Annotated in this window: 7 protein-coding genes and 1 pseudogene; all 8 read right to left on the bottom strand. The window is 68.8% G+C overall.

Features of this window, described 5'->3' with window-relative positions; genetic code table 11:
- Positions 1–339 (bottom strand): annotated as a pseudogene (locus DI269_RS16060) (hypothetical protein); the annotation flags it as partial.
- Entirely contained in the window at positions 340–2,838 is a 2,499-nt protein-coding gene (gene gyrA, locus DI269_RS16055) for a DNA gyrase subunit A (RefSeq protein ID WP_112137569.1), read from the bottom strand.
- A 69-nt stretch (positions 2,839–2,907) separates the two neighbouring features.
- Entirely contained in the window at positions 2,908–4,866 is a 1,959-nt protein-coding gene (gyrB, locus tag DI269_RS16050) for a DNA topoisomerase (ATP-hydrolyzing) subunit B (protein ID WP_112137566.1), read from the bottom strand.
- A gap of 297 nt (positions 4,867–5,163) precedes the next feature.
- Positions 5,164–5,616, bottom strand: a complete 453-nt coding sequence (locus DI269_RS16045; RefSeq protein WP_112137563.1) for a DciA family protein — start codon at positions 5,614–5,616, stop codon at positions 5,164–5,166.
- On the bottom strand, positions 5,606–6,685 hold the full coding sequence (gene recF / locus DI269_RS16040; protein ID WP_408612303.1) for a DNA replication/repair protein RecF: 1,080 nt from the start codon (positions 6,683–6,685) through the stop codon (positions 5,606–5,608). The genes DI269_RS16045 and recF overlap by 11 nt, the downstream gene beginning before the upstream one ends.
- Before the next feature lie 78 nt (positions 6,686–6,763).
- Positions 6,764–7,720 (bottom strand): phosphogluconate dehydrogenase (NAD(+)-dependent, decarboxylating), encoded by a 957-nt coding sequence (gnd, locus tag DI269_RS16035; protein WP_232822772.1) that lies wholly within the window; start codon positions 7,718–7,720, stop codon positions 6,764–6,766.
- The gene (gene dnaN / locus DI269_RS16030; protein WP_112137557.1) at positions 7,708–8,856 is read right to left on the bottom strand and encodes a DNA polymerase III subunit beta; all 1,149 of its coding nucleotides are present in this window, start codon (positions 8,854–8,856) and stop codon (positions 7,708–7,710) included. The genes gnd and dnaN overlap by 13 nt, the downstream gene beginning before the upstream one ends.
- Positions 8,857–9,248: 392 nt before the next feature.
- The coding region (gene dnaA / locus DI269_RS16025; RefSeq protein ID WP_198667474.1) for a chromosomal replication initiator protein DnaA at positions 9,249–10,540 on the bottom strand (1,292 nt) is incomplete at its 5' end.

Below are 10,540 nucleotides of genomic sequence, written 5' to 3'. Positions count from 1 at the left end.
CCGCGCCGCGGCCTGGCTGACGGCCGCGCGGGCGGCGCGGACCGCGTCGGCGACGCGCGCCGACGAGGCGACTCCGGCGGCCTGCTGGGCCGCGGTGTTCCCGGTCGGCCCCGTCGACTGCGGGATCGGGATCGCCTCCGGCGTGACCGGGGGCGGCGTCATGCCCGGAGGGCGCCGCAGCGTCAGCGTCTGGTCCTGCGCGGGCGCAGGGGCCGTTTCCGGCGAGGCGTCGGACTTCGACGCGCTCTCGGAGGGCGTCGCCTCGGACGGTTCGGAGGGCAGCTCCGGAACGTCGTCCTCGCGCTCGGTCTCCGCTGCGGTGGCCTTCGCGTCGGTCATCTACTCGTCCTGCCCCTCATCGGGTTCCTCGGCGCTCTTCGTGATGGCGAGCAGCGACACTTCCTCGGGCAGGTCGATCAGTTTGACGCCCTGGGTGTTGCGGTCCGACGTCTGCCGGACCGGCTTCACAGGAGTCCTGATGACCCCTCCCTCCGAGGTGATCGCGAACAACTCGTCGTCGGGCGTCACCGACAGCGCCCCAACCAGGTCGCCGCGCCGTTCCGTGATCTTAGCCGTCAGGACGCCCTTGCCGCCGCGGCCCTGCTGCGGATACGCGTCGACGGGAGTCCGCTTCGCGTAGCCGCGGCTGGTGGCCACGAGGATGTCCATATTATCGCGGAGCACGATCATGGTGAGCAATTCGTCGTCCCCGACGAAGCGCATCCCGATCACGCCGCTGGTCGCCCGGCCCATCGGACGCAGCGCGTCGTCGGTGGCCTGGAACCGGATCGACTGGGCCTTGCGCGACACCAGCAGCAGGTCGTCCTCGGGCTCGATGAGCGCCGCGCCGACCAGCTCGTCGCCGTCGCGCAGGTTGATGCCGATGAGGCCGCCGGTGCGCGGGGAGTCGAAGTCGGTGAGCTTCGACTTCTTGACCAGGCCGTTGCGGGTCGCGAGGACCAGGTACGGCGTGACCTCGTAGTGGGCCATCTGGATGACCTGGGCGATCGTCTCGTCAGGGCCAAACGCCAGGATGTTCGCCACATGCTGGCCGCGGGCCGTGCGGCTCGCCTCCGGCAGCTCGTACGCCTTCGCGCGGTACACGCGGCCCTTGTTCGTGAAGAACAGGATCCAGTCGTGCGTGGTGCACACGAAGAAGTGGCTGACGATGTCGTCCTGCTTGAGCTGCGCGCCCTGGACGCCCTTCCCGCCGCGCTTCTGCGAGCGGAACGAGTCCGTGGTGGTGCGCTTGACGTAGCCGCCGCGGGTGATCGTCACCACGATGTCCTCGCGGGCGATGAGGTCCTCCATGGACACCTCGCCGGCGTCGGGGAGGATCTGCGTGCGGCGCTCGTCGCCCCAGCGGGCCACGACCGCGCCGAGCTCCTCGCGGATGATCTGGCGCACCCGCTCGGGCTTGGCGAGGATGTCGGCGAAGTCGGCGATCTTCGTCTCGATCTCGGCGAGCTCGTCGACGATCCGCTGCCGCTCCAGGGCGGCGAGGCGGCGCAGCTGCATGTCGAGAATCGCGACGGCCTGGACCTCGTCGACCTCCAGCAGGCTCATCAGGCCCTGCTTCGACTCCTCGGCCGACGGCGAGCGGCGGATGAGCGCGATCGTCTCGTCGAGCAGGTCGAGGGCCTTGGCGAGGCCGCGCAGGATGTGGGCGCGCTCCTCGGCCTTGCGCATCCGGTACTGGGTGCGGCGGACGATCACGTCGATCTGGTGCGCCACGTAGTAGCGGACCATCTGCGCGATGTTCAGCGTCCGCGGGACCCCGTCGACCAGCGCGAGCATGTTCGCGCCGAACGTGTCCTGGAGCTGCGTGTGCTTGTACAGGTTGTTGAGCACGACCTTCGGGACCGCGTCGCGCTTGAGGACGACGACGATCCGCATGCCGGTGCGGCCGGAGGACTCGTCGCGGATGTCGGCGATGCCGCCGAGCTTGCCCTCCTTGACGAGGTCGGCGATGCGCTCGGCCAGGTTGTCGGGGTTGACCTGGTACGGCAGCTCGGTGACGACGAGGCAGGGCCGGCCCTTGGTGTCCTCTTCGACCTCGATGACGGCGCGCATCTTGATGGAGCCGCGGCCGGTCCGGTAGGCGTCCTCGATGGCGGCGCGGCCGAGGATCGTGGCGCCGGTCGGGAAGTCGGGGCCGGTGATGATCCCGAGGATCGCCTCCAGGGCCTCCTCCTCGGTCGACTCGGGGTGCTCCAGGCACCAGTCGACGGCCTTGGCGACCTCGCGGAGGTTGTGCGGCGGGATCTTCGTGGCCATGCCGACCGCGATGCCCTCGGAGCCGTTCACCAGGAGGTTCGGGATGCGGCTGGGGAGGATCGTCGGCTCGGTGGTCTTGCCGTCGTAGTTCGGCTCGAAGTCGACCGACTCCTCGTCGATGTCGCGCAGCATCTCCATCGCGAGCGGTTCGAGGCGCGACTCGGTGTAGCGGTGCGCGGCGGCCGGGTCGTTGCCGGGGGACCCGAAGTTGCCCTGGCCGTCGATGAGCGGGTAGCGCAGGCTCCACGGCTGGGCCATGCGGACCAGCGAGTCGTAGATCGCGCCGTCGCCGTGCGGGTGGAACTGGCCCATCACGTCGCCGATGACGCGCGAGCACTTGACGTAGCCGCGGTCGGGGCGGTAGCCGCCGTCGTACATCGCGTAGAGGATCTTGCGGTGGACCGGCTTGAGCCCGTCGCGCACGTCGGGCAGCGCGCGCCCGACGATGACGCTCATCGCGTAGTCGAGGTAGGAGCGCGACATCTCCACTTCGATGCCGACCGGTTCGATGCGGCCGTGGCCCTCGGGGATCTCCAGCTGGTCTTGGTTGTTCTCAGGCACCAGTGCTTCCTTGCTGTGTCAGACGAAGTCGTGCGAGCTTCGCTCGCCCTAGATGTCCAGGCTGCGCCCTTAAATATCCAAGAAGCGGACGTCCTTGGCGTTCTCCTGGATGAAGCGGCGTCGGCTCTCAACGTCCTCACCCATCAGGACGCTGAAGAGCTCGTCGGCGGTTGCCGCGTCGTCGAGCTGAACCTGGAGGAGGTTGCGCTGCGAGGGGTCCATGGTCGTCTCCCACAGCTCGGTGTAGTTCATCTCACCGAGGCCCTTGTAGCGCTGGACGCCGTCGGAGCGGCGCGGGTCGGCCTTGCCGGAGGCCAGGCCGGCCTCGATGATCCGGTCGCGCTCGGCGTCGGAGTACGCGTAGTCGACCAGGTCGCCCTTCTTGTTCCACTTGATCTTGTACAGCGGCGGCTGGCTCATGTACACGTGGCCGAGCTCGATGAGCGGGCGCATGAACCGGAACAGGAGCGTCAGCAGCAGCGTGTTGATGTGGTGGCCGTCGACGTCGGCGTCCGACATCAGGATGACCTTGTGGTAGCGGAGCTTCTCGGCGTCGAACTCCTCGTGGATGCCGGTGCCCAGGGCGGTGATCATGCCCTGGACCTCGTTGTTCTTGAGGATCTTGTCGAGGCGGGCCTTCTCCACGTTGAGGATCTTGCCGCGGATGGGCATGATCGCCTGCGTGCGCGGGTTGCGGCCCTGCTTGGCGGAGCCGCCGGCCGAGTCGCCCTCGACGACGAAGATCTCGCACTCCTCCGGGCTGGTCGACTGGCAGTCGGCGAGCTTGCCGGGCATCGAGGAGGATTCCAGGAGGCTCTTGCGGCGCGCGAGCTTGCGGGCCTGCTGGGCCGCCTTGCGGGCGTTCGCCGCGCTGGAGGCCTTCTGGATGATGATCCGGGCTTCCTTGGGGTGGCGGTCGAGCCAGTCGGGGAGGTGCTCGTTGCAGACCTTCTGCACGAAGCTCTTGACCTCGGTGTTGCCGAGCTTCGCCTTGGTCTGGCCCTCGAACTGCGGCTCGCGCAGCTTGACGGAGATGATCGCGGCCAGGCCCTCGCGGATGTCCTCGCCCGAGAGGCGGTCCTTCTCGGACTTGATGATCTTCTTCTCGAGCCCGTACTTGTTGATCGTGTTCGTCAGCGCCGACCGGAAGCCCTCTTCGTGGGTGCCGCCGTCGTGGGTGTTGATGCCGTTGGCGAACGTGTACACCGACTCGCCGTAGGACTCGTTCCACTGCATGGCGATCTCAAGGGTCTGCTCGGTCTCCTCGGCGTGGAACGCGACCACGTTCTGGTGGACCGGGGACTTCGCGGCGTTGAGGTGGCGCACGAAGTCGGCGATGCCCTCGTCGTACTTGAAGACGACCTGCCGGACGTTCCCCTCTTCGTCGCGGTGGTCGGGGCGCTCGTCGCGCAGGGTGATCGACAGGCCGCCGTTGAGGAAGGCCATCTCCTGGAGGCGCCGGTAGACGGTCTTGTAGTCGAATTCGAGGGTCTCGAAGATGTCGGGGTCGGGCCAGAAGGTGAGGATCGTGCCGGTGGTGTCGGCGGCCTCGCCCTTCTCCAGCGGCCCGGGCTGGGCGTGCTTGTAGTCCTGGCGGTACACGTTGCCGTCGCGGCGGATCTCGATCGCGACCGCGGTGGACAGGGCGTTGACGACGGAGACGCCGACGCCGTGCAGGCCGCCGGAGACGGCGTACGTCTGCGAGTCGAACTTGCCGCCCGCGTGGAGGACGGTCAGGGCCACCTCGACGCCGGGCTTGCCGAGCTTGGGGTGGATGTCGACGGGGAAGCCGCGGCCGTTGTCCTCGACGCTGACGCCGCCGTCGTCGGTGAGGGTGACGACGATGTCGGTGCAGAATCCCGCCAGCGCCTCGTCGACGGAGTTGTCGACGACTTCCCAGATGAGGTGGTGCAGGCCGCGCTCGCCGGTCGAGCCGATGTACATGCCCGGGCGCTTGCGGACGGCCTCCAGGCCTTCGAGCACCTGAAGCGAACTGGCGCTGTACTCGTCCTGCTGCTTCGCCGCCACCGGCAACTCCTTCTGTCGATCACTGGTCGTAGTGAGAAAGCTAGTCCATGGTTGTGACACTTTTCAGCCGTCTGGCCTCGGCCCTGCCGGATTGTCTGGTCCGGATGCGCGGGCGCGGGCCCCGCCGCGGCGGGTCAGCCATGGAGACGGCCGGACGCTGGGAGCGCCGGCCGGTCCGCATCGGTCAAGTCTACTGCGGCCCGGCGCGCCATCCGGTGTCTGTGCGCCTCGTTGTCGCCGCAGTCGCACTGGGAGCCGCGGACATGAACCCCCCTACGGACCTAGGGGTGTCCGGCTTCAGAACGTGTCACGAGAGCCATTGAACCGCACGCGCCGCGGGCCGAACGAGCGAGTCGGCTGCTTGGGGCCGACGATCTTGAGGCGCTTGACCACGCTCGGGCCCAGGGCCGCGGCGATCTTGCCGTGGATCTGGCGGGAGAACAGGCGCAGCTGGGTGGCCCAGGCGGTGGACTCGGCGACGACGAGGAGCTCGCCGTTCTCCAGCTGCTCGGGCCGGCAGTGGCCGGCGATGTCGGCGCCGACGATGGACTCCCAGCGGCCGAACACGGAGGCGTCGGCCACTTTGCGGGTCCAGCCGTTCTTGCGGACGATCTGGGGCAGGAGGGCGCCGAGGGTCTCGGGGTCGCGCTTGTCGGGGCCGGGGCCGGACCACTCCTTGCGGAAGCGCGGGTCGTCGGACTTGCCGCGGCGCCGCGGTCGCGGCCGGTAGTCGAAGCTGTTAGAGGACACGTTTGACCTCGCCTTCCCACACGTCGTAGCGGGCGCCGGTGAGCCGGTCGGGCACGTCCCCGGCGACCGCGCAGGTGATGAGCGTCTGCGGGGCGGCCTCGGCGTATTCGGCGAGGCGCTCGCGCCGCACGGCGTCGAGCTCGGCGAACACGTCGTCGAGGATGAGGATCGGGGCGGTGCCGTCGGCGCGCAGGAGTTCGAAGGCGCCGAGGCGGAGCGCGAGGGCGACCGACCAGGTCTCGCCGTGGGAGGCGTAGCCCTTGACGGGCAGGTTCCCGAGGACGAGGTCGAGGTCGTCGCGGTGGGGGCCGACGAGGGTCGAGCCGCGTTCGACCTCCTTGGTGCGGGCGGCGGCGAGGGCGGCGGCGATGCGGGCGCCGAGGACGTCGCGGTCGGCGGTGAGGCCGTCGCCGAGTTCGGACTCGTAGGTGAGGGTGACTTCGGCGCGGCCGTCGGCGATGCGGGAGTGGGCTTTGGCGACGGGTTCGGCGAGGTCGTCGAGGAGGGCGAGGCGCCCGGCCATGAGTTCGGCGCCGTGGGCGGCGAGGTGCGCGTCCCAGGCGTCGAGGGTGGCCATCTCGGCGCCGCCGGGGCCGCGGCCGCCGGTCTTCTTCGCGAGGTACGCGGTGCGCAGGAGGGTGTTGCGCTGCTTGAGGACCCGTTCGTAGTCGGCGCGGACGCCGGCGAAGCGCGGGTAGCGGGAGCACAGGAGTTCGTCGAGGTAGCGGCGCCGTGCGGAGGGTTCGCCGCGCACGAGTGCGAGGTCTTCGGGGGCGAAGGCGACGGCCTTGAGGGCGCCGATGATCTCGCGGGGGCGTTTGAGGTCGGTGCGGTTGAGGCGGGCCTTGTTGGACTTGCCGGGGACGATCGCCAGTTCGGCGAGGAGGCGCCGGGAGTCGTTCAGGATCTCGGCGCGGACGACGGCCTGCTCGCAGCCCTGGCGGACCAGGGGGGCGTCGGAGGAGACGCGGTGGGAGCGGAGGTTCGCCAGGTAGACCAGGGACTCGACCAGGTTGGTCTTGCCGTGTCCGTTGGGGCCCACCAGGATCGAGGGCCCCTCGTCGAACATGACTTGGGCGTGCGCGTAGGACCTGAAGTCGGTGAGTTGCAGCTGTCTTACACGCACGCCTCTATCTTGCCGCCTCGCTTATTCGGACTTGACGGCGTGTCCGCCGAACTGATTGCGGAGCGCCGCCACGGCCTTCATCGCCGGGGAGTCCTCCTGGCGGGAGGTGAAGCGGGCGAACAGGGACTCGGTGATCGCCGGGAGCGGGACGCGCAGGCGGATGCCCTCGTCCACGGTCCAGCGGCCTTCGCCGGAGTCCTCGACGTAGCCTTTGACCTTCGCCAGGTCCGGGTCCGCCGACAGCGCCCGGTCCATGAGGTCGAGGAGCCAGGAGCGGATGACGGTGCCCTCGCGCCAGGACTTGAAGATCTCGGGCACGTTGTCGACGTACTCGGAGGCTTCGAGGAGCTCGTAGCCCTCCGCGTAGGCCTGCATCATGGCGTACTCGATGCCGTTGTGGACCATCTTCGCGTAGTGGCCCGCGCCGACGCCGCCGGCGTGGACGAAGCCGAACTCGCCTTCGGGCTTGAGCGCGTCGAAGATGGGCTTGAGCCGCTCGACGTCGGCGGCGGCGCCGCCGACCATGAGCGCGTAGCCCTCGGTCAGGCCCCACACGCCGCCGGAGACGCCCGCGTCGATGTAGCCGATGCCGTGCTGCGCCAGCGCTTCGGCGTTGACGGCGTCGTCGGTGAAGCGGGAGTTGCCGCCGTCGACGACGATGTCGCCCTCGGACAGGAGTCCGGCCAGTTCGGCGACGGTGGAGCGGGTGGCCTCGCCCGCGGGGACCATGACCCACACGGCGCGCGGGGCGTCGAGCGCCCCGACGAGGTCCGCGAGCGAGCCGACGTCGGCGACGTCCGGGTTGCGGTCGTAGCCGACGACCTGGTGTCCAGCCTTTTCGAGCCGCAACTTCATGTTGCCGCCCATCTTGCCGAGCCCGATCATGCCGAGTTGCATGTCGCGCCCCCTTTCACACGAAAGCGTTCCGCGGTGTTCGCGCCAGGGTCGTTCACGTCGTTGTGCGGTCAGGCGTCCCAACGCAATGGTTGCAGCATGTACAGGTACACGTCGTGGTTTGTGTCGGAATCCTCATCTTCGGGCGCGGGCTGCCCGGTCATCACGACCGGCTTCCCGAGCTCGTTCATCTTGAACGCGGTGTAGGGCGCGTCGACGGCGGAGAGGCCGTCGAGGAGGTACGTCGGGTTGAACGCGATCTTGCCGGGCTCGCCTTCGAGCGCGCAGTCCATCGCCTCCGACGCCTTGGCGTCCTCGGCGCCGCCGGCCTCGACGACGAGGCCGTCCTCGTCGAAGGAGAGGCGGATCGGCGAGTTGCGGTCGCCGACGAGCGCGACGCGGCGGGCCACCTCGATGAGGTCGGAGGTCTTGACCTTCAGCGTGGTCGCGTACGTGGTCGCCAGGAGGCTGCGCAGCGGCGGCAGCTGCCCGTCGAGGACGCGGGAGGTCGTCTGGCGGCCGCCCGCGATGAAGCCGATCATGCCGGGCGCGCCGTCGGTGCCGGTGGGGACCGCGATGGTCACCGGGCCCGAGAGCGAGCCGAAGGTGCGGGCGGTGTCGGCGAGGGCCTTGGCGGGCACCAGGATCGTCACGGCCACGTCGGAGGATCCGGGCTCCCAGGAGGAGTCGCGGATCGCCATGCGGTACCGGTCGGTCGCGAGCATTCCGATGCCGCCGCCGGAGAGCTCGATCTGGACGCCGGTCATCGTCGGCAGGGTCTCGTCCTTGCCGGCGGCGACGGCGGTCTGGGCGACGGCTTTCGCGAACTCGTCGGCGTCGATGGTGCCGATCGCCTCCGGCATCTGCGGCAGCGACGGGTAGTCCTCCAGGGGCATGGTCGGGAGGGTGAAGCGCGCCGACCCGCAGGTGAGTTCGGCGTGGGGGCCGTCGACGACGAAGTCGACGGGCTTGTTCGGGAGGGCCTTGACGATCTCGGCGAGGAGCTTGCCCGAGACCAGCGCGGTCCCGGCCGATTCGCCGGTGACCTCGACGGTGACCCGGGTGGAGATCTCGTAGTCGAAACCGGAGATCGTCAGTGTGCCCTCGTCGACCGACAGGCGCGCGCCCGCGAGGACGGGCACCGACGGGCGGGCCGGGAGGCTCTTCGCGGTCCAGGACACCGCATCGGCGAAGGTGTCTCGTTCGACTTGGAACTTCATGGGTCGCTCCTTCTGGATGAAGCTCGGTTGTTCACAGCGCTATTACTAATGGTTTCTCTATAGATATAACTGTCGTCGTAGTAGTCGGTGCTGTGGAAACTGTGGAAAACCCGCCTTTCCGCAGCTAGTCCCGGCTACCGGCCTGTGGACGGCCTGTGGAGAACCTGTGGATGAATCAGGAGCTTATCCACAGCCTCCGACACCCGCCGAGTTTTCCACATCTCATCCACAGGTCTGTCCACAGCTTTTCCACAGGTTATGCACAGGCTTCTCCACAGCCTCAACGCGAATCAGAGTCGCACTCCCGCCTGTTTTCCACACTCTGTCCACAGGCTTTCCACAGATTCCGGGGCTTTTCCACAGCTTTTCCACAACCTTGTCCACAGGCCCGCTCATTCGTCGCTGTGTTTCAAACGGTTCGTCAATTCCGCGATCTGGTTGTAGAGCGCCCGGCGCTCGGCCATCTGCTTCCGGATCTTCTTGTTCGCATGCATGACCGTGGTGTGGTCGCGGCCGCCGAACGCCTGCCCGATCCGCGGCAGCGACATGTCCGTCAGCTCCCGGCACAGGTACATGGCGACCTGCCGGGCGTTCACGAGGATCCGCGACCGCGAGTTCCCCTTCAGGTCGGCCGAGGCCACGCCGAAGTAGTCGGAGGTCGCCTGCATGATCTGGTCCACCGTGACCTCGGTCGTGTTGCCGCCCTCGGGGATGAAGTCGTGCAGCACCTCTTCGGCCAGGCCCAGGTCCACGGGCTTCTTGTTCAGGCTCGCGTACGCCGTCACCCGGATGAGCGCGCCTTCGAGCTCGCGGATGGAGTGGTGGATCTGCGTGGCGATGAACTCGACCGCGTCGGTGGGGACGTTCAGCTCGTCCTGCACGGCCTTCTTGCGCAGGATCGCGATGCGCGTCTCCAGGTCCGGCGGCTGGATGTCCGCGAGCAGGCCCCACTCGAAGCGGGTCCGCAGCCGGTCCTCCAGGGTCTGGAGCTGCTTCGGCGACCGGTCCGAGGAGATCACCAGCTGCTTGTTCGCGTTGTGGAGCGCGTTGAAGGTGTGGAAGAACTCCTCCTGCGTGCGCTCGCGGTCCATGAGGAACTGGATGTCGTCGATGAGGAGGATGTCGACGTCCCGGTAGCGGCGCTGGAACGCCTGCTGGCGCCGGTCCGAGAGCGAGTTGATGAAGTCGTTCGTGAACTCCTCGGTGGTCACGTACCGCACCGACTGGGCCGTGCCCAGGTCGTGCGCGTAGTGGCCGACGGCGTGGAGCAGGTGCGTCTTGCCGAGTCCGGACCCGCCGTAGATGAACAGCGGGTTGTACGCCTTCGCGGGCGCCTCGGCGACGGCGAACGCGGCCGCGTGCGCGAACCGGTTGGAGGAGCCGATGACGAACGTGTCGAAGTTGTAGCGCGGGTTGAGCCGGCCGACGCCGTCGACGCCTTTGGCCGGGGTCGCCTGGTGGGCCTTGGTGATGTGGCCGCGGCGCTCGGGGTCGGGGTCGTCGGACGGCGGGGGCGCCACCGGCGGGTTGTGGCCGTCTGCGCGCCGCGCGGCCGTCTCGGACAGGACCCGCTCCAGTTCGGCGCCGTCGGCCGGCGGTTCGATCCTGTCCTCCCAGCGGGGCGCCTCCGGTTCGGCGGGCCCGGCCGGCTGGTGCGGGATCGCCGCGGGCGGCGCGGGCTCGG

Origin of the sequence: Glycomyces dulcitolivorans, from assembly GCF_003265355.1 — a bacterium.
Lineage (GTDB): Bacteria > Actinomycetota > Actinomycetes > Mycobacteriales > Micromonosporaceae > Glycomyces > Glycomyces dulcitolivorans.
This window is presented reverse-complemented; position numbering and strand designations above follow the sequence as displayed.

What these genes read in the sequence shown, in the direction of transcription:
- dnaN (WP_112137557.1), bottom strand. Translation starts at nt 8,856, where the DNA reads ATGAAGTTCCAAGTCGAACGAGACACCTTCGCCGATGCGGTGTCCTGG.
- recF (WP_408612303.1), bottom strand. Translation starts at nt 6,685, where the DNA reads ATGTTCGACGAGGGGCCCTCGATCCTGGTGGGCCCCAACGGACACGGC.